14 protein-coding genes are annotated in these 19115 nt (G+C 63.3%); 5 read left to right on the forward strand and 9 right to left on the reverse strand.

The genetic code is table 11. The features are described from left to right. Positions 1–130 precede the first annotated feature (130 nt). Both B5F33_RS02255 and B5F33_RS02260 read left to right on the forward strand, forming a co-directional pair. Positions 131–784: an amino acid ABC transporter permease gene (locus B5F33_RS02255; RefSeq protein ID WP_087410179.1), complete on the forward strand. Its 654-nt coding sequence runs from the start codon at positions 131–133 to the stop codon at positions 782–784. A gap of 81 nt (positions 785–865) precedes the next feature. Beyond that, complete coding sequence (locus B5F33_RS02260) at positions 866–1651, forward strand: amino acid ABC transporter ATP-binding protein (protein ID WP_087410180.1); 786 nt, start codon at positions 866–868, stop codon at positions 1649–1651. Positions 1652–2364: 713 nt separating this feature from the next. Here B5F33_RS02260 and B5F33_RS02265 read toward each other — a convergent pair. Continuing rightward, positions 2365–5025: an ABC transporter ATP-binding protein/permease gene (locus B5F33_RS02265; protein ID WP_087410181.1), complete on the reverse strand. Its 2661-nt coding sequence runs from the start codon at positions 5023–5025 to the stop codon at positions 2365–2367. Between the two features lie 305 nt (positions 5026–5330). On the opposite strand from B5F33_RS02265, the gene rlmD reads away from it, so the two are divergent. Next, on the forward strand, positions 5331–6641 hold the full coding sequence (gene rlmD, locus B5F33_RS02270; protein WP_087410182.1) for a 23S rRNA (uracil(1939)-C(5))-methyltransferase RlmD: 1311 nt from the start codon (positions 5331–5333) through the stop codon (positions 6639–6641). A 443-nt stretch (positions 6642–7084) separates the two neighbouring features. Here rlmD and B5F33_RS02275 read toward each other — a convergent pair whose 3' ends face one another. The 7 genes from B5F33_RS02275 to tilS all read right to left on the reverse strand — a co-directional run bounded on the left by B5F33_RS02275 (position 7085) and on the right by tilS (position 16773). Beyond that, on the reverse strand, positions 7085–8371 hold the full coding sequence (locus B5F33_RS02275) for a hypothetical protein (RefSeq protein ID WP_087410183.1): 1287 nt from the start codon (positions 8369–8371) through the stop codon (positions 7085–7087). 190 nt (positions 8372–8561) lie between these two features. Further along, entirely contained in the window at positions 8562–9161 is a 600-nt protein-coding gene (locus B5F33_RS02280; protein WP_087410184.1) for an FmdE family protein, read from the reverse strand. A 222-nt stretch (positions 9162–9383) separates the two neighbouring features. After that, complete coding sequence (locus B5F33_RS02285; protein ID WP_087410185.1) at positions 9384–10211, reverse strand: phosphatase; 828 nt, start codon at positions 10209–10211, stop codon at positions 9384–9386. A gap of 116 nt (positions 10212–10327) precedes the next feature. Next, positions 10328–11539: a pyridoxal phosphate-dependent aminotransferase gene (locus B5F33_RS02290; protein ID WP_087410186.1), complete on the reverse strand. Its 1212-nt coding sequence runs from the start codon at positions 11537–11539 to the stop codon at positions 10328–10330. Between the two features lie 175 nt (positions 11540–11714). Next, positions 11715–14042 (reverse strand): ATP-dependent zinc metalloprotease FtsH, encoded by a 2328-nt coding sequence (ftsH, locus tag B5F33_RS02295; protein WP_087410187.1) that lies wholly within the window; start codon positions 14040–14042, stop codon positions 11715–11717. Then, positions 14043–14591 carry a hypoxanthine phosphoribosyltransferase gene (hpt, locus tag B5F33_RS02300; RefSeq protein ID WP_087410188.1) on the reverse strand — a complete coding sequence of 183 codons (549 nt, stop codon included), beginning with the start codon at positions 14589–14591 and terminating at the stop codon, positions 14043–14045. Between the two features lie 550 nt (positions 14592–15141). Beyond that, positions 15142–16773 (reverse strand): tRNA lysidine(34) synthetase TilS, encoded by a 1632-nt coding sequence (gene tilS / locus B5F33_RS02305; protein ID WP_204214351.1) that lies wholly within the window; start codon positions 16771–16773, stop codon positions 15142–15144. Positions 16774–16830: 57 nt separating this feature from the next. Here tilS and B5F33_RS02310 point away from each other — a divergent pair, with 57 nt between their 5' ends. Further along, positions 16831–17655 (forward strand): MBL fold metallo-hydrolase, encoded by an 825-nt coding sequence (locus B5F33_RS02310; protein WP_087410189.1) that lies wholly within the window; start codon positions 16831–16833, stop codon positions 17653–17655. A gap of 146 nt (positions 17656–17801) precedes the next feature. On the opposite strand, the gene B5F33_RS02315 is transcribed toward B5F33_RS02310, so the two are convergent. Then, positions 17802–18227 carry an Hsp20 family protein gene (locus B5F33_RS02315; RefSeq protein ID WP_087410190.1) on the reverse strand — a complete coding sequence of 142 codons (426 nt, stop codon included), beginning with the start codon at positions 18225–18227 and terminating at the stop codon, positions 17802–17804. Between the two features lie 264 nt (positions 18228–18491). On the opposite strand from B5F33_RS02315, the gene B5F33_RS02320 reads away from it, so the two are divergent. Then, complete coding sequence (locus B5F33_RS02320; protein ID WP_087410191.1) at positions 18492–19094, forward strand: hypothetical protein; 603 nt, start codon at positions 18492–18494, stop codon at positions 19092–19094. Positions 19095–19115: the final 21 nt, after the last annotated feature.

The raw sequence follows: 19115 nt of genomic DNA on the forward strand, positions 1-19115 counted from the left end.
CGTCGAGGACGGGGCCATTCGTCATGCTCTATGCTTGGGTGACGGATGACCCCGTTCCCCATGTTGGGAACACGTCCACCCCGTCGCCGGCCATCGACACCCGAGGGCCGCCACGTACCAAAGGAGACACATGGACATCGCCACCATGCTGCAGATGCTCTTCGAAGGCTTCCTGGTGAGCATGCAGATCTTCGCGTTTACGCTGGTCGGCGCCGTGCCGCTGGGCATCGTCGTCGCGCTGCTGCGCATGAGCCGCATCGCGCCGGTACGCCTCATCACGCGCCTCTACATCTCCGTGATGCGCGGCACGCCTCTTATGCTGCAGATGTTTGCCATCTACTTCGCGCCGTACTACGTGTTTGGCATCCAGCTTTCAACCGATTCCAAGTGGTATGCGACCATCGTCGCGTTCATCGTGAACTATGCCGCCTACTTCGCCGAGATCTACCGCTCGGGCATCCAATCCATTCCGCGCGGCCAATACGAGGCCGCCGAGGTGCTGGGCTACTCGCGGGTGCAGACCTTCGTGCACATCGTGCTGCCCCAGGTGGTCAAGCGCATCCTTCCCGCCATGGGCAACGAGGTCATTACGCTGGTGAAAGACACCTCCCTGGCCTTCTCAATCGGCGTGGCCGAGATGTTCTCCACCGCCAAGGCCCTCGTCGCCTCACAGGTAAGCATGCTGCCCTTCGCCATCGCCGCCGCGTTCTACTGGGTCTTCAACCTCATTGTCGAGATGGTCTTGAACGCAATTGAGAAGCGCCTGGACTACTACCACGACTAGCTCACCTAGCCCCGCCGACGGCGCCGCCCGCGCCGGGCGAGACTGCGCCCCTTCATTCAGCCTTCTTCTCGAGGAGTCATCATGACCGCATCACAGCAGACCTCCCCCGCACCCGTCGTGACACTTTCTGGCGCCCGCAAGGCGTTTGGTGACAACGAGGTGCTGCGCGGCGTGTCGCTCGCCGTCAAGCCGGGCGAGGTCGTCGCCATCATCGGGCCGTCGGGCGGCGGCAAGTCGACGCTGCTGCGCTGCCTCACCCTGCTGGAGACGCTCGACGCCGGCTCGCTGAGCTACGGCGACCTCACTGTCGCGCAGGACGAGGGCGGACGCACGCGCTATGTTAAAGGTCCCGAGCTCAAGCAGGCCCGCGACCGCTTTGGCCTGGTGTTTCAGAACTACAACCTGTTCCCGCACATGACTGTCATGAAAAACATCTCCGACGCGCCTATTCGCGTGCAGAAGCGTCCACGAGCAGAGGCTGAGGCCGAGGCGCGCGCCCTCATTGCGAAGATGGGGCTTGAAGGCTGCGAGGAAAAGGTGCCGTGCCAGCTTTCGGGAGGTCAGCAGCAGCGTGTGAGCATTGCCCGTGCGCTGGCCATGAACCCCGAGGTACTGTACTTCGACGAGCCCACGAGTGCCCTGGACCCCGAGCTCACGGCAGAGGTGCTGCGCGTTATCAAGGAGCTTGCCGCGGAAAACATGACCATGGTCATCGTGACCCACGAGATGGGCTTTGCACGCGACGTCGCGGACCGCGTCATCTTTATGGACGGCGGCGTCATTGCCGAGGAAGGTCCGGCGAGCCAGGTCATCGATCACCCGCGCGAGGCCCGTACCCGTGCGTTCCTGAGTCGCCTGGAAGAGTAAGCGAACTTGCGACAAGAGTACAGAACAAGGTAGACAGCAGGCCCGGGGCATCCGCGTGCGCAACGGATGCCCCGGGCCTTGAACACGATGCATCATAACCACCGAGCGCAACCCCGAAGATGTCTCCGACGCGCCAGGGCTTCATCGATGCCGTTCTGGTCTTCAGCAGCGGACAGTATGCACGTCCGCGGCGCCCCTCAGGACTCAGAGGCAGCAAAAGGAATTGGATGTGTGCAAAAACGCCCGTTTTGTACGACTGGAATCTCCCATCTGGCTCTGGCCGACCCTCGCATCGGCAAAACGCCAGGTAAATATCTGCATAAACAGCTTGTAAAACTGCATATCGGAATCCAGTCGTACAAAACGCCGATTTTTACACACAACAGGAGTCGTTTTCTACCCCGCCCGGGTTTCCCAGGTGCCCCAGGTTGCCACGAACGTCGAGGGCAAACGCCTAGCGGCGGCGCCCGAAGTTTGCGACAAGCTGAGTCAGGGAAAACCCTGCGCTGAGGCGCCCGAGATTGCCTTGAACGAGGAGGGAACGCACCCCGGACAGTTGGCCTCGGCGCCCTGAGCGCCCGAGATTGCGAGCGACAAGCCCACCCCACCTGGCTTTCCCAGGTGCCCCAGGTTGCCACGAAAGCCGAGGGCGTACGCCTGACGGCGGCGCCCGAAGGCTTGAGCGGCAAGATGGGGTGCCTGGGAAAGCCAGGCTATTCGGTGCGGAGAGCGGTGACCGGATCCTTCTTCGCCGCCATCCGGCTGGGCGCCAGCCCCGCCACAAGCGACAGCACGACCGAGATGATCACAAGCGCGATACCCGGTCCAACCGGCACAGCAGCCAGGTTCTCCACGCCGGCAACCTGGTAGATGATCGCATTCACCGGAATATCCAGCAGCACGGTCACGCCCACGCCCAGAAGACCCGACACCAGTCCGATGATGAACGTCTCGGCGGTAAAGATGCGACTCACGTCGCGTTTGGAAGCACCGATGGCGCGCAGGATGCCGATCTCCTTCGTACGCTCGAGCACGCTGATGTACGTAATGATGCCGATCATGATGGAGCTCACCACGAGCGAGATCGCCACGAACGCAATGAGGATGTAGGTCAGCGCGTTCACGATGTCGGTCACACTCGACATGAGCATGCCTACGATGTCGGTGTACTGAATCTCGGTACCCTCGCCGTCAGCGCGAATCTGCTCGTTGTAGTCGGAGATGAGGTTGTCGATGTACTCCTTCGCTTCAAAGTCCACCGGGTAGATGCTGATCTGCGACGGGTCGTCGAGGTCGGCCTTGCCGAGTGTCTCCAGGTTGCCGTCGTAGGTGGCGTTATCCGTCTGGTCGGCCATACGCTCGGAGAAGGCAGAGGCGGTCTCGTCGTCGGACATGCCCGACGAGCGCATCTCGTCCACATACGCCTGAATCTGCTGACCCTGCTCGCCCGGCATCTGAGCAACCATCGCCTCGATCTGGTCCATCGTGAGGCTTGTCCCCACGTCGTCCGAGAACGGAAGTCCGGTAAACACGTCGGTGGTGGGGTCGGCCTCCTGGGCCTGGACCACGGGGCTCGCGTTGACCTGGTCGATCACATGCTCGATGAGCTCGGGCGTATAGAGCACCATGCCCCAGTTGGAGAGACTCGAATCCTCAGTCTGCTGCGCGATGCCCACGACGTGGAGCTCTTCGGCGTTGTTCACCACATCGGTCATAAAGGCGTCGTCGTCGCTCATGTCTGCCCAGGTCCCGTCGTCCTGCTGGGCGTACTTCGAGCTTTCGGGCACCAGCTTGAACGTGAGCCCCATGAGGTCGTCGTAGGTGTACGAGCTCGACTCCACCGAGTCGACCGAGCGGCCGGCGATGACATCCGCCATCATGCCGCGCAGGTCGCTTTGGTCCAGCAGGCCCAGCGCGTAGAGCGTGTAGTCGGAAATCCGGCCGTTCTCATCGGTAAGAATCACGACCTCGTCCCAGTTCTGGGGCTCATGCCCCGCCACCATGGTGAAGTCGCGCGACCACGCGTCGCGGTTGGGCAAAAGCTCGTGGAAGGCGTCGTAGCTTGAACCCATGGAGGACATCATCTCGGTCTGTGTCTCGCCCGACGTCGAGATGCCAAGGGCGTCCAGGACCGTGGCGGGATTCACCTGCACCGGTCCCTTCGACGTGTCGCTCGCATACACGTTGAGCGGCGTGTCGTAGGTGTACTTGATCGCCGTCACCTGGTCGTCGATATCGTCCGGGTTAGAGTCGAGCCAGGCCTTGATGGCCTTCATGTCGTTCTCGTTGGCGCCGTCAGCCACGCTCGAGACCATGTCGGTCACGAGGTCCTTCGACTCGACCGTGCCGTCGGCCGCGCGGCGCGTGACGTCGGCCGCAGCGCCCATCATCGAGCTCATCATGCTCGAAAGGTCGACGCTCGTCTCCTGAATGGTGAGCGGGTAGCTCCCCATGGTGGATTCCTCGGTCTCGGCAATGTAGTTCTGCGCGCCGTCGGAAAGCGACAGGATGAGCGCGATGCCGATGATGCCGATCGACCCTGCAAACGCCGTGAGGAACGTGCGGCCCTTCTTGGTCATGAGGTTGGTGAACGACAGCGAGAGCGCCGAGCGGAAGCCCATGGAGCGCTTGCCTTTCCTGGCGTCCTCGACGGCATGCTGCTGAATCTGTTCGGGGGTGAGCCGCTCCGCCTCGGAGTCTACCGGGCGCGAGTCGCTGGTAATGAGGCCGTCCTGGATGCGCACGATGCGGTCGGAGTATCCCTCGGCGAGCTGCGGGTTGTGCGTGACCATGATGACGAGGCGATCCCGGCTGAGCTTTTTCAAGATCTCCATGACCTCGACGGAGGTCTCAGTGTCAAGGGCGCCCGTGGGCTCGTCTGCCAGGATGATCTCGGGGTTGTTCACGATGGCGCGGGCGATGGCGACGCGCTGCATCTGACCGCCCGACAGCTGGTTGGGCTTCTTGTGCATCTGCTCGGCCAGGCCCACCTGCGCAAGCGCCTCTTCGGCGCGGCGGCGGCGCTCGGCCTTTGGCGTGCCCGAGAGTACCAGCGCCATCTCGACGTTGGCGATGACCGTCTGATGCGGAATGAGGTTGTAGCTCTGGAATACGAAGCCCACCGAGTGGTTGCGGTACGTATCCCAGTCGCGGTCGTGGTAGCTCTTGGTGGACCTGCCGTTGATAACCAGGTCGCCACGGGTGTATTGGTCCAGTCCGCCGATGATGTTGAGCAGCGTCGTCTTGCCGCAGCCGGACTGGCCGAGGATGCTCACAAACTCCTGGTCGCGAAACGTGACGCTGATGCCCTTAAGCGCGTGGACCACAGAGTCGCCCGACGGATAGTCTTTGGTGATGCCTTTGAGTTCAAGCACGATAGGCCCTTCTTGTAGAGACGATGCGGCGGCGCAGATAAGACGTGGCATGTGCCAGCGCGCAGAGATAGCCCGCCCCAGCAGGCACAGGCATGTCGCCGCAACAATATTGATGTATGGTACCCATTTTTCGCGCAGGACGTGGCACCCACATGGCTTGGCTATACTTAAGTCCCGCTCCCACCCTGGTTCCCCGTGGTGCCAGATGCCTTGACCTGCCAAATCGTGCCACATCAACGACTGCAGGAAAGGTGCGATGACGTGGAGCGAAGCACCGAACAGGCGACGACGAAAGAGGGCGCGGCATGAGCAAGGTCACCGGGCGCGAGCGCAAGGCGCGCAAAGACAACGCCGGACCCTGTCCCATCATGCGTTCGTGCGGCGGCTGCGCGTGGCTGGGCATGCCCTACCGCAAACAGCTTGCACACAAGCACGAGGCCATGACGGAGCTCTTCGCGCCGCTCTTTACGCGGCTTCGGTGGAACGTCGAAATCGAGCCCGTCCTGGGCATGCGCGTGCTTGCAGACGGCGAGCGGGAACAGGAAGGCTACCGCCCTCTTCGCGATGCCGTAGTCACCACCGATGATGGCAAACTGCCCGCGCCCCGAGGATTTCGCCACAAGGCGGCAACCCCGTTTGCGCCCGGCCCCAAGGGAACGTTGCGCTGCGGCTTCTTCGCCCGAGGAACCCACACGATCGTTCCTGCCACCACGTGCGCCGTCGAGGCCCCCGGAGCGCGTGAAATCCTGCGCGGGGTCGCCCGGGTCGCACAGGCCTGCGGCGTCACCGCCTATGCCGAAGACGTTCGCCGCGGCATGCTGCGCCACGCCGTGGTTCGCATGGGGTGGCGTACCGACGATGCCATGCTCACGGTGGTCACCGCCCACCGCGACCTCGCCCGCCTGGATGAGTTCACCCAGGCGCTCGCTGAGCTCTCGCCCCGGCTGGTCACCGTCGCACAGAATATAAACCCCCGGCCTGGCAACGCCATCCTGGGGCCCGGCACCCGAACACTTGCCGGACAGGATCGCATGCAGGACCGGCTGCTGGGCTGCACCTTCGAGATCTCTCCCACGGCGTTCTATCAAACGAATCCCCAACAGACGGAAGTCCTCTACCAGCTGGCCATCGACGGCATGGATCTTCGCGACGGAGACGTGCTCATGGATGCCTACTGCGGCAGCGGTACCATTGGCCTGTGCGCGCTGCAGGAAGCGCAGGAAGTTGGGCGCTCCGTGCGTCTGACGGGCGTCGAGCGCAACCAGGCGGGCATCGCTGACGCGCAACGCAATGCCCAGGTCAACCATCTGGAAGACCGTGCGGAGTTCGTCGCAGAGGACGCCACCGCCTTCATGAAGCGCGCTGCTACGGAAGGCCGAAGCATCGACGTGCTTGCCATGGACCCGCCGCGTGCAGGCTCGACCCCGGAGTTCTTGGACGCCGCTGTGGCGCTTGGCCCGCGGCGCATTGTCTACATCAGCTGCAACCCCACCACCCAGGCGCGCGATCTGGAAACGCTGGCCGCCGGCGGATATCGACTTGAGCGCCTGACCCCGGTGGATATGTTCCCGCACACCGACCACGTCGAAACCGTCGCCGTGCTCACGCGAGGCTAGGCGCTTGTTCCGCGTGCGCGGGCAACGCCGTCGGAATGGCGAAGGGCGAAAGGCGCCGCGCGTTTGCAGCAGCCGAAACGCCACCGGAACGCGGATGCAGCATAGCTTGTTCACGTTCAAACCGTTCGCGCCGCGCTGAGCGGCGCCCGCGAACCCCTCACGGCGCACCTAAATGGCCCGTCCACGCTGTACCTACGATTGTTCGTTTCGGTTTTATGCAGTTTATTGGAGACTTGGCGAGTAGACACCTCATTTGGGCCCTGGAATCCTGCGGTTTTGTTGGCGAGATCGGCCGTCTACTCGAGGATTCCCGAACTAACTGCATAAAAACGAAACGAGTTTCGCAGCCCGCCCAAAAAACCTCGACATCCCCCCACCGGACTGCCCCGCGGCGGCCGTCGCAGCAGCCGCGGGACAGCTGCGCCCAACATGACACGCCGCTCTTAGCCGGTGGCAAGGGCCTCCAGCCAGGCGAGGTAAACGCTTGGATAATGCCCTGCGAGCAGACGCAGGGGATTTGCTGCTGCGACAACGGCCGCAGCATGTGCGACGGCAACCGGGTCGGCCAGCGAGTCCGGAGAGACCAGGATGCCAGAGAGCTCGTCCAACAGCGTCTCGACCTCACTTGGAGACATCGGCTCGTGCGCGCACAAAACCCCAGTGAGCGCCCGATACGCCTCCCGCATACCAGCCGCGTCCTCCGCCGACGCACCGGACGGCATACCTATGGACACGTCGCGCCCAAAGCGAACGTATCCCCAGGTGGCCAGCGGCAGGCGCGGTACCAGATCTGCCGTGTTCACCACGTTGACGATGGTGTCGTAGCGCGCGGAGCGGGCCGAGGCGTCCGTGGTTGAGCAAGGCGCGGCGAAGGTGTAGCCAAGCGCTTCGTCGTCGGCACCCCACTGCGCGCCCACGTCGCCGTCGATGGCGCGCGCCGCAACCATGCCGGCAATCGCGCCGCCTCGGCTGTGGCCGCAGGTAAGCACGGTGACGGCATCTCCCTGCGCGTGCGCGGCGTCCACCCACCGCCCGACTTCTCCGGCAATCTCGTCTGCCAGCACCCGGTAGCCCGGGTGGTCACCCGAGGAGGACAGGTCGGCGTTGCTTAGCCACTCGGACCCATAGCTCCCGCGCACGGCAACCACGATGACCGAACGCGAACCATCATCGCCGCTCGCCGCGAGGCGGCGGCGTGCGACGGTATAGGCTCCCAGGTCCTCGTCCTGCGTAAACACGTTGAGCACCTGGTCGGCAACCTCGCTTCGAAAGCGATAGGAATCGGTCGAGACCTCGGAGAAGCCCAGTTGTTCCAGCGCCTGCTCCATGTAGGCAGGACCTTGGCTTCCCTCCTGATAATGCCCCGACTCCGAGTAGGCAAGCGTCGAGAGCGCGGCACAGGTGAGGGCAAGCTCGCTGTTCCACGATGCCGACGCGCGCCCAAACCAGGCGTCGTCCCATGTGACGCGCAGCTCGTGCTCGCCTGGAACATCGAGCAACGTCAAGGTGAGCGGCACTTCGCGCGCGGAGCGCAACGCTTCGGGCGTTGTCCGGTCCAGAGGCGCAGGAAGGCCCTGTGCCTCGGCGACGGCAGCGCACTTGACCTGATACCGCAGAACAAGGCCGAATCCCAGCGCGAGCCCTACAACCAGCAACGCCATGCCGGCAGCCGCCATGGCACGCCGCACCATACGACGAAAACCACCCTGTTGCATGCCGCTGCGGAGCATCGGGACCTCTCCTTGCCTGACTGCCTCACATCATGAGCATACGGAAGGATTATGGATGCGCCGTGGGCATACCCTTACGCTTTTATAAGGTTTTAAGAGCACGGCAGCCGGAGCAGGCAGATGTCCGCGTCGCGGGGATGCCACGGGCAGCGACTTCCCCGCAACGCCGCATCTCTCTGAAAGCCTTGTCCTAGGCGCCCTGCGCGAGCTCGGAGGCGCTCAGCTCGCGGCCAAGCGTGTAATAGACGTGCTCGCCGGCGCAGCGCTTGCAGTAGGTGTGCCCGTCGCGCTCGACGCCGCGCCCGTCGTGCACGCGCTCGCCACACACCTCGCACACCTGCGTGGCGCGAGGGCGACCGGGCAGGTCGAACTCGCGGAAATCCGGCAAGTCGACCTCGTTGACGCAAAACAGGTCGTTATCTGAGATGCCGGCAAAGAAGGCAAGCATCTCATCTTTGCCGTGCGGCGCCTTCGGCACGTCCGGTCGCTGGGTGATACGAATGGCCTTGTTGCTCGCCAGGTCGAGGAAGCTCGCCGCCATGATGCCATAGTCGTACCACTTGAGCCGGCGACGCCCCAGATGGCAGTTGGCCACCGAGATGACTGCGTCGGCCAGGCATCGGTCGCACTCGACAAACGCCACGAGGTCGCGATAGGTGTCGGGGTCCTCAATGTGGAAGTAGTCCATGGCCACGCGCGCCATACGCGTACCAATGACCTGACCTGCGCAAAGATGGCCGTGGAAGGCGACGGCGCGGTCCAGGTCTTCTTCAAACGTGCGTTTGAGCATGGTGTTCCTTTCGTTGTATCGTGCCGCAGCCGCCGGGGGATGCGGGCAGGTGGAGGCGCAGCGGCAGTGCGGCGGCTAGCGCGGGGCGCAACCGCGAGGACAGCGCGACGACCGGCGCGGCATGCGACCGCGAGGGCAGCGCGACAACCGGCGCGGCATGCGACCGCAAGGGCAGCATGCGGCGACCCGGGACAGCGCGGCCGTTAAGGCAGCGCGCAGCACCTAGGCTGCAGCACCGCCTTTGAGCGCACGCAGATCGCACACGCCGGACACCGCAAGTGCTTCGAGCAGCGTGTCGCGGTCGCGGTTCATGATGAGCTCCTGCGGGAAGTGAATCTCTTCCAGCAAGCGCTTGGCGCACGGGTAGTCGCCGATAGCGGGTGCGATATGGGCGTCGCTCGACACGCAGATGCCCACGCCCAGCTCGGCACAGCGCACTGCGATGTCTCGACATGCCTGATGGTGCCTGCCCGCACCTTCCAGGCTGTGGTTGTTGATCTCGATGAGCTTTCCCTGCTCCTTGGCGCAGCCCAGGACCTCATCCAAGTCGTAGGGAATGCCCGAGCGGCCCGTGTGCCCCAGCACGAACACCTTGGGGTTCTGCAGCACACACACATACATCTCGGTCGTTTGCGCCAACGTAGCATCGGCGGCAAAATCGCCGTTGTGAACGCTCGCTACCAGGTAGTCGAGCGATTCCACCACCCGGTCGTACAGCGTCCAGTCGCGACGGAAGCGCTTGCCCACGATGGACTCGGGCACATGAACGTCCTGGCCAAAGAGCCCGCCCTCGAGCGACACGATATCGGCCTCGGCGCCGCGCAGCAGCGTCACGCCGTCCCACACACGCGGCCACACGACCTGGTTGTAGAAAAACTGGAAGTTGCGAATATCGGGCTCAGGGAAAAGCATCGAGCTCATATGGTCTGCCGAGCCCAGAAGCTCCAGGCCTGCCGCCCGCGCCGCGGCAACGTTTTCGCCGATGGTCGAGTATGCGTGGCGCGAGAACAGCGTATGCGTATGGATGTCCGTCGCGATGGTGTAGGACATTGCATCCTCCTCGGTCGACTGGTCGGTATGGTCTATGAGTCGCACCTGGGCGTAAACGTGCCGGCCATGGACTTCACACGTCATCGCGGCCGGCGCGTTTTCCCAAGACAAATACCCTACTTGGCGCAGACTCCGTAGTCCTGGGCCAGACGCTGCCAGGCCGGCAGCGAGCGCTCGATGACCTCGGGCGCGACGCAGTAGCCCACGCGCACCCAGCCGGTCACGCCAAAGCTGTTGGATGGCACCGGCAGCAGCTCGTAGGCGCGAGCGCGCTCGCAGAATGCCTCGGCATCGGGCTCGAGGGCACGCACCCACAGGTAGAAGGCCCCGTCGGGCTCCACGTAGGTATACCCAAAGGAGGAAAGCGCCTTCGTAAGCGTCTCACGATTGCGCGCATAGGCCTCGACGTTGACCGGCTCGTCCACGCAATCGACCACCACGCGTTGGAAGAGTGCCGGGGCACACACGAAACCCAGTGCACGCGCCGAGCCCGCGACAGCGGCCATGACGCGGCGGGCGCCCTCGCTCACCTGCGGCACCAGCACCCAACCGACGCGCTCGCCCGGAAGCGACAGGGACTTGCTGTAGGAGTAGCACACCACGGTGTGCTCGTAGATGCTCGGAACCCAGGGAACCTCGGCACCATAGGTGAGCTCGCGATACGGCTCGTCGGAGATGAGGACCACCGGCTGCGGATGGCCCAAGCCCTCCGTGCGGCGGGCATTCTCCTTCTCGAGCACCGCCGCGAGCGCCTCGAGCGTTGCACGCGTGTAGACCGCGCCTGTGGGGTTGTTGGGCGAGTCCACGATCACCGCCGCCGTCCGCGGCGTGATGGCGCGCTCGACCGCAACCGGGTCAAGCTGGAAGGTCTCGGGATCCGCGGGCACCTCGACACAGACGGCGCCAGCGGTCTCGATCCACACGCGATACTCGGGGAAATACGGTGCGATCACAATGATCTCGTCGCCCGGTGTGGTCACGGCGTGGACCGCGCAGGAGACCGACGCGGCCGCGCCGACCGTCATGAACACGTCTTGCGCCGTGTACGAGCAGCCAAAGCGCCGGTTGAGGGACGAAGCAACCGCCTCGCGCGCCGCGGGAAGACCCGGAGCGGGCGTATATCCGTGCAGCTCCGCCGGCGGCACCTCGGCAAGCGAGCGCTCGATGGATGCACGCACGGCGTCGGGCGCAGGAATGCTCGGATTTCCCAGGCTGAAGTCGAACACCTTGTCCGCCCCGATCTGTGCTTTGCGCTCGTTCGCGTAGGTGAAGATCTCACGGATGACCGAGCTCTCGACCCCGTATCCATACATGGCCTCGTTGATCATGGCTGCTCCTTAGCTTGTTTGTGTATCCCGCCCATCATACGCCAATCCACCGTGCACCAGGCACGGTCGCGCGGCGCCGATACCGCAATGACCCAATCTACGACAACGGCCCGCTGCCGCCTTCTCACCGAAAGACAACAGCGGGCCGAACTAACCCTGTAGCGGAGGACGGGGCCTATACCTCGTCGTCCTGAGCTTCTGCAGCGTCAGAGGCATCAGAAGCTTCCGGTGAGGCAGGCTCCTCCGAAGATGCCCCCTCCTCGGCAGCCATGCTCGCGGCTGCGTAGCGGGCGGCATCCTCCGCAAGCTCCTCGTCGCTCATGCGCGGCTTGCGTGCGGATGCGGCCTGCTTGGGCTCGTCCTCGCCCGCCGTCCGGTGCTCCTGCTCGTGGGCAAGGTACTCGTCCCACTTGTTATCAAGCAGCGCCTCGACCGCGTCGCCCTCGACCGTCTCGCGCTCAAGCAGGACGTCCGCCATCAGCTGCAGCTGGTCGCGACGCTCCTCCAAAATCGCCTCGGCGCGGCGGTGTGCCTCACGCATGATGCGCTGCACCTCAACGTCGATGCGGCGCGCGGTCTCCTCGGAGTAGTTCTCGTGGTCAGCGTAGTCGCGACCCAAGAACACCTGGTGCTGAGCCTCGCCGAAGACCATGGTTCCCAGCTCTTCGCTCATGCCCAAGCGCGTGACCATCTCGCGGGCCATCTTCGTGGCGCGCTCAAGGTCGTTCGAAGCGCCCGACGTGATGTCGTCGCACATGAGCTCCTCGGCCACGCGGCCGCCCAAGAACACGGCAAGCTCGTCGAGCATCTCGTTTTTGGTCTTGAGGAAGTGGTCCTCGGTGGGCAGCTGCAGGGTGTAGCCCAAAGCCTGGCCGCGGCTCACGATCGAGATCTTGTGCACCGGATCCGAATGCTCCAGGATGTGTCCCACCAGCGCGTGTCCACTCTCGTGGAAGGCGATCGTGGTGCGCTCCTGCTTCGTCATGACGCGGCTCTTGCGCTGCGGGCCGGCGATAACGCGCTCCATGGACTCCTCGACCTCCGACATGGAGATGAGCGGCTTCTTGCGGCGCGCCGCCAGAAGTGCGGCCTCGTTCATGAGGTTCGCCAGGTCGGCGCCGGTAAATCCAACGGTGAGCTGCGCGAGCTTGTCGAATTTCACGTCGTCGGCAAGCGGCTTGTTACGGCCGTGGACGCGCAGAATCTGCTCGCGGCCCGCGACGTCGGGGCGGTCGACCGTGATCTGGCGGTCAAAGCGGCCGGGACGCAGTAACGCAGGGTCCAGGATGTCGGGGCGGTTCGTTGCGGCGATGAGAATCACGCTCTCGCTCTCCTCGAAGCCGTCCATCTCCACCAGCAGCTGGTTCAGAGTCTGTTCGCGCTCATCGTGACCGCCGCCCAAGCCGGCGCCGCGCTGGCGGCCGACCGCGTCGATCTCGTCGATGAAGATGATCGAGGGAGCCTGCGCCTTCGCCTCCTTGAAGAGGTCGCGCACGCGGGACGCGCCCACGCCCACGAACATCTCTACGAAGTCTGAGCCCGAGATGGAGAAGAATGGAACCCCCGCCTCACCGGCAACGGCCTTTGCGAGCAGCGTCTTGCCGGTGCCTGGAGGGCCCACGAGCAGTACGCCACGGGGAATCTTCGCGCCGAGCTTGCGATAGCGCTCGGGATTCGCCAGGAAGTCGCGCACCTCCTCGAGCTCTTCCACCGCCTCGTCAATGCCCGCCACGTCCTTGAACTTGACCTTGGGACGAGTCTCCTCGTTGGTCTTGGCGTTCGTCTTACCAAACTGCATGGTCTTGCTGTTCGCGCCCATCATCTGACGCAGGAAGTAGAACATGAGCACGATGAGCAACACGGTGGGCAGCACGCTCACCAAGAAGTCGCTCCAGAAGTCGGGATTGCTCGTGTCCACTTCATAGGTGGTGTCGGGGTGCTTCGCCATGAGCTCCGCCAGCGAGTCCGACCCGACATAGGTCGATTTGAACTGGACAAGCTCATCGTCCTTCGAGGTATTGGCGTCGTCCGGCCAATATTCACCCGTCACCGAGCCGTTCGCAACCGTATAGGTCAGGCTGTCGACGCGGTTGTCCTCGATGGCGCTTACCAGCTGGTTGGTCGGAATCTCCTGAACCTGGTCTCCCCCGCCAAAGCCCGGGCCCATGTTGAAGAACATGTAAGCCAACAATACGCAGGCCAGCAGGAAATAGAGCCATGTGGCGCGCGAAGGCGGACGGCGCGGGCCGCGGTCGCCGCGATTGCCCTTGCCACCAAGCAGCATGTCGTCGAAGTTGCCAAGCAGCGGGTCGCCGGACGGACGCCGATTCGAACCGCTGCGCCTGTCGTCGCGGTCGTCGCGGTTACCTCGACTGTCTCGGTCACCTCGGTCGGTCGAGGTCTTCGAATCCCCCGAGGTGCTCGGCTTCTCGTCTTTATGCGAGCCGTCGCCCTCGGCAAGGAGAGCGACGGCCTCTAGATCGTCATGGATACGAAACGTCATCTACGAATAAACCTCCGGTTTGAGAATGCCCACGTAGGGGAGATTGCGATACCGCTCGGCGAAGTCCAGGCCATAGCCCACCACGAAGGCGTCCGGGCAATGGGTGCCCACGTACTTGGGATTGATCGCCGCCTGCTTGCCCTCGATGTCCTTCCAGAGGAACGTCGCCACCTCGATCGAGGCGGGATGACGGCTGGAGAGGTTCTTCATGAGGTACTTGAGCGTAAGACCCGAGTCAAGAATGTCCTCGACGATGAGCACGTCGCGACCCTTGATATCCATATCCAGGTCTTTGACGATACGCACAATACCCGAGCTCTTCGCCTTGTCGCCGTAGCTGGACACAGCCATGAAGTCGATGGACAGCGGCACGTCGATGGCGCGCATGAGATCGCCCATGAAGACCACCGCGCCGCGCAGCACGGCGATGAGCACGAGGTCCTTGCCCTGGTAATCCTGGGAAATCTGCTGACCCAGGCGTTTCACGATGGCCGCGATCTCCTCCTCAGAGAACAAAACGGTTTCGACATCGGGATGCACGGTGCTCATGGATACCCTTTCTGTTGCGAGAAACGATCGCGCCTCGGGCCGCGGCAACGAAAGCAGGGCCCAGATCGACGTGGTCAAGGTGTACCCGTATATAGTACCAGCAAGACCAGCGATACAACGGCAGCCGCTTTACAGACACCAGGTAAACAACCGTGACAGGTGGCTGTGTAGCCGTGACGCTCGTCCGCGCGGGCGCAGCCTAGAGATAGATCGCTCATCCCCCGAAGTTACGTACCGTCGATGTGCGTTACATACCGGCAACGTAAGTTGCGTACCGGCAGCGCGAGTTACGTACCTCAAAATAAAGTTAGACGAACAAATCGGCCGTTTCTCCCCTGTTTTTGGACGAGAAGCGGCCGATTCACGCTCGCAATTTAAGTCGGCGGCACGTAACTTGAAACGACGGCACGCAATTCGAAGCGGCGGCACGCAGCGTGAAAACACGACACGTAACTCGAGTCGATGGCGCACAACGCAGCTTGGCAGCCCTGACGCACTCAGTGCACAACATGAAAGCGTGGCACGCAACGTGCGTCGGCGGCGTCCCTCGTTACGATATCGAGCGGAGAGTAAGCTTGACGAGCACCCTCGTTGCCGCCGTGCACTTGAAGCGGTCGTCCAGTCGAAGGCCTCCCAGCCACACCACCGTGCCACTGGGCGCGGTACGAACCACCGGAACGAGCGGGCGCTCGGCCACGGGAACCTGTTCCTCTCCCAGAATGTCCGACACCTTCTTCGTACGACCATGCATGCCCAACGGGCACATGAGGTCGCCCGGCGCCGGAGCATCGACCCACAGTCGTGCCGACAACGCTTCTGCAGGAAGTCCCTCGCCCGCTTCTTTAAGGCGCACAAGGTCGGACTCGGCATATCCCAACGACGCTGCATCCACAAACGCGACACGCGCATGTGCAACGGACGCGGTCGTAGATGCAGGTACCGCCGTATCGGCAGGCCGCTCTTGTTGTGATTCGCCGGCACTTCCAGACACGTCGGCCTGTGCAAGCCGCTGGACCTCTTCGCGGGCGAGGGCCACAGCATCGGTTCCTGCCGGCACACGCAACAGCTCCGCCGTGAGCGTCGCCTCATTTGCCAGAGCCATGCGACCCGGAACCGCCAGCCATCCTGCCACAAGCGTCTCCCGCGCATCGGCTGTACGCAGGGCGAGCGTCCCAAACTCCATGCGGGCGTCGATGCCGTTCGGCAGCGTCAGCGATCCCTCACCCGCGGCAACACAGGCAAGAACGGCTTCCACGTGGCGCATCTCAAGACGCGCCTCGGGATCGAGTGCCTTCACCGCCAGGCGCACCATGCGTCGGGCGATGGCGACCTCGGAAGCTGCAAGCCTTGTCGCATCCAGCACGACGAGCCCGTCCTGCTGTCGACGGATGCACGTGCGCAAGGCCCGCGCCGCGAGTTGCGACATGAAGGCGTCCTCGTCTCCCAAAATGTCACAGGTCGCGCCGATGATGCGCGGAAGGTTCTCGTTGCGCTGACGCGCCACGGGCAGCACGCGGTGACGCACGAAATTGCGCAGGTAGGTGGTGTCCTGGTTGGATTCGTCCTCACGCCACGATATGCCAGCCACCTCCAGGCGATGGCAAAGCTCTTCGTGGGTGTAGTCCAGCAGGGGGCGCACGATGATATTGCGGCGGCGAGGAATACTCGAGAGGCCCGCCGGACCCGAGCCCTTGATGGCATTCATGAAGAAGGTTTCCGCGCGATCGCTCGCCGTGTGCGCGGTCACGATACGCGCGGCCGTACGGGGACACCCCGCCTCCTGACACAGTTCGCGCACGTATCGGCGGGCGGCTGCATAGCGAACCTCCCGCGCGGCAGCCTCGAGGTTGCGCCCGCCCAGATCGCTAAACGAAGCATGCTCGACGCAGAGGGGCAGACCATAGCGTTCACAGAGCTCGCGCACGAAGGCCTCGTCGGCGTCCGACGCCGCACCCCTCAGATGGTGATTCACGTGCAGAACATGCAGGCGCTCGCGGGCGATGCGCGCCGGACCGCGACCATCCTGCAGGTCAAGCCGGGAGGTGCAAGCAAAGACCGTAAGCGCCGTAGAATCGGCGCCGCCCGACACCATAAGCACCACCGGCGCGGCGGACGTCCGTGAATCCGCGCTGCGTGCCGCCGCGGGCGTCCTCTGGATATAATGCTGTGCCACCGTTGGCATGAATCGCCTCCTTATCGCGTAGTCCACATTGTATCCTCCGGGGGATGAACGAACACCATGGCCCATCACGACCACACCCTGCACCTGCACATCCTTGGCAGCGGATCCAAGGGGAACTGCGCCCTTGTCGAAGGACCCGAGGGGCTCGTCATGATCGACTGTGGCTTCTCGCGGCGCGAGACCCTAAACCGCATGCATGAGTTGGGACTTGAGGAAACACAGGTGCGCGCGCTGCTCATCACCCATGAGCATGGCGACCACACGGGCGGCATGCCGGTGTGGTGCCGCCGCTTTGACGGCGAGGTCTTTGCAAGCGCCGGCACTCTGCAGGCGCGCAAGGCAACCGCCGAGGTCGATGCGCACGAGTTTATGCCGGGGGATGTTCTGCAGGTGGCAGGCTTGACGGTAGAGACCTTCCCCACCTCGCACGACGTGGTGAACCCCGTCGGCTTTCGTTTCTCATGTGGCGACGACGCCGTGGGGTTCGCAACCGATACCGGCTTTGTGACCCCAGGCGCACTCAGGCTCCTGCGCGACGCCCGCATCCTTGCAATCGAGAGCAACCACGACCTACCCATGCTGCGCACCGGCGACTACCCACGCTACCTGCAGGACCGCATTGCGAGCAACGAGGGACACCTCTCCAATGCCCAGGCAGCCGAAGCGGTGCGCGAGCTGGTGGGAGAACACACGCAGCAGCTTGTCGCCATGCACATCTCGCAGGAAAACAACCGTCTGAGCCTTGCCGTACGCGCACTTGCTGAAGCCCTGGGAGCGCAGCTTGACAATGAGCTTGGTTCCTCGGCGACCCTTGTGCGCCGCAACGGCCCCGACCTGCATATCCGTGCCGCCGGCCAGAATCGTCCCATCAGCGTGTGGTAACTGCCAGGCCAACCGATGCCGGACCAATCACTGTCAATCCCTTCAACAGGCAAAAGCCCCGGCGGGGAAATCCTCGCCGGGGCATATGCACGTCATGCTATTGAGAAGCGCCTAAAGGTCGATTGCCAGCTTGCGAATACCGATTGCTAGTCGATCGAGATCTTCGTGACGTTGCTCTTCTCCTGAATCTTCGGGACGGTGACCGTAAGCACGCCGTCGGCATACTTAGCAGACAGGCCCTCGCTTGCGGCGTCCTTCAGATATACGCCACGGGTCGCGCTGTAGGACGTGAACTCCTTCTGCAGGTAGTTCTTGTCCTTGTCCTCTTCCTTGTCCTGAACGTTGACGGAGATGGACAGACGACCCTCGTTGAGTTCGACGTCGATGTCGTCCTTGCTCACGCCCGTGAGATACGCCTTGACCTCATAGCCGGTACCCGTGTCCTCGACGTCGATGGGGAACGCCTTCGCAAGCGGCGCGTTCGCGAAGTCCATCATGTCGTCGAGTGCATCAAAGAGGCTCGTGGTGGGACGAATACCAAACATCGAACGATAAGGAATCATGCTAGCCATAATCAACCACTCCTTTTGTGGATTGCCTCGACCCTGCTTTGGCTGGTCGGGGACTTCTTTGGACACTGCTGTTATTCCCGCCTCAAACCATTTCATACATCTCATATCAAGTTTTTTAAGCGTCACAGTATCATCAAATTTAAGTCCTTGACACTTAGATTTGATGAACCTGCATTTTTGGTTAATGCCTCTACACACAGCGAGTGGTCCATTCCAGACCTTTAGAATAGGAAGAGTACTGTTTCGTTTCTGTCGAAGGATGCTATGGATACCCAAGCGAGGACAGAACGCACCCCACAGGGCGTGAATCAGCCGGACCGCAGCGTCCGCGCGCAGTCCGCCCCCACCCCTGAGCAGCCTCAGCCTCAACACCCGTGGCAAAGCGCCGATGCCCCGGCGGTCGCACCGTCGTCCGCATCCTATGCGCAGCCCACGGCGTCCACGCTTGCGACACCTGTCGAGCCCCAGGCGCCACGCCAGCCCTATCGGCACCATGCGGCGCATATTACTCAGGACCCCATCGTCGATGACGGCATCTCGTACCAGCATGCTCCCGACCCGCGAGGCGCGGCAACGGTGCCCGGCAGGCGCCATATGGGCACCGCAACCTCGGATCCTCAATACCTGCCGCCCACCGATCGACGTGGGCAGCGGCCCGCATCCGCTGCAGGTGGCGCTGGACCCCGCGGTGCGGGCGAACGACGCGCTCAGCTGCACTACGAGCGCTACCTCGAGACGCCCAAGCCTGGAAAAAGCATCTTCACCTCGCGCTACGAGCGGTCTCGCCGACGGAGCGCGCGCCTCGTGATCGTGGTGTTGGTACTTGCCGTGCTCGTGGGACTCGTTTGGTTCTTCTTCCTGCGCTAGCGGCGACGCACTGCAATCGGG

It is taken from the genome of Collinsella sp. An2 (assembly GCF_002160065.1).
Classification (GTDB): Bacteria; Actinomycetota; Coriobacteriia; order Coriobacteriales; family Coriobacteriaceae; genus Limicola.

Bases quoted from the DNA above. Each gene is read 5' to 3' on its own strand.
- B5F33_RS02255 (WP_087410179.1), top strand. From the start codon at position 131: ATGGACATCGCCACCATGCTGCAGATGCTCTTCGAAGGCTTCCTGGTG.
- B5F33_RS02260 (WP_087410180.1), top strand. From the start codon at position 866: ATGACCGCATCACAGCAGACCTCCCCCGCACCCGTCGTGACACTTTCT.
- rlmD (WP_087410182.1), top strand. From the start codon at position 5,331: ATGAGCAAGGTCACCGGGCGCGAGCGCAAGGCGCGCAAAGACAACGCC.
- B5F33_RS02275 (WP_087410183.1), bottom strand. From the start codon at position 8,371: ATGCTCCGCAGCGGCATGCAACAGGGTGGTTTTCGTCGTATGGTGCGG.
- B5F33_RS02280 (WP_087410184.1), bottom strand. From the start codon at position 9,161: ATGCTCAAACGCACGTTTGAAGAAGACCTGGACCGCGCCGTCGCCTTC.
- B5F33_RS02285 (WP_087410185.1), bottom strand. From the start codon at position 10,211: ATGTCCTACACCATCGCGACGGACATCCATACGCATACGCTGTTCTCG.
- B5F33_RS02290 (WP_087410186.1), bottom strand. From the start codon at position 11,539: ATGATCAACGAGGCCATGTATGGATACGGGGTCGAGAGCTCGGTCATC.
- ftsH (WP_087410187.1), bottom strand. From the start codon at position 14,042: ATGACGTTTCGTATCCATGACGATCTAGAGGCCGTCGCTCTCCTTGCC.
- hpt (WP_087410188.1), bottom strand. From the start codon at position 14,591: ATGAGCACCGTGCATCCCGATGTCGAAACCGTTTTGTTCTCTGAGGAG.
- tilS (WP_204214351.1), bottom strand. From the start codon at position 16,773: ATGCCAACGGTGGCACAGCATTATATCCAGAGGACGCCCGCGGCGGCA.
- B5F33_RS02310 (WP_087410189.1), top strand. From the start codon at position 16,831: ATGGCCCATCACGACCACACCCTGCACCTGCACATCCTTGGCAGCGGA.
- B5F33_RS02315 (WP_087410190.1), bottom strand. From the start codon at position 18,227: ATGGCTAGCATGATTCCTTATCGTTCGATGTTTGGTATTCGTCCCACC.
- B5F33_RS02320 (WP_087410191.1), top strand. From the start codon at position 18,492: ATGGATACCCAAGCGAGGACAGAACGCACCCCACAGGGCGTGAATCAG.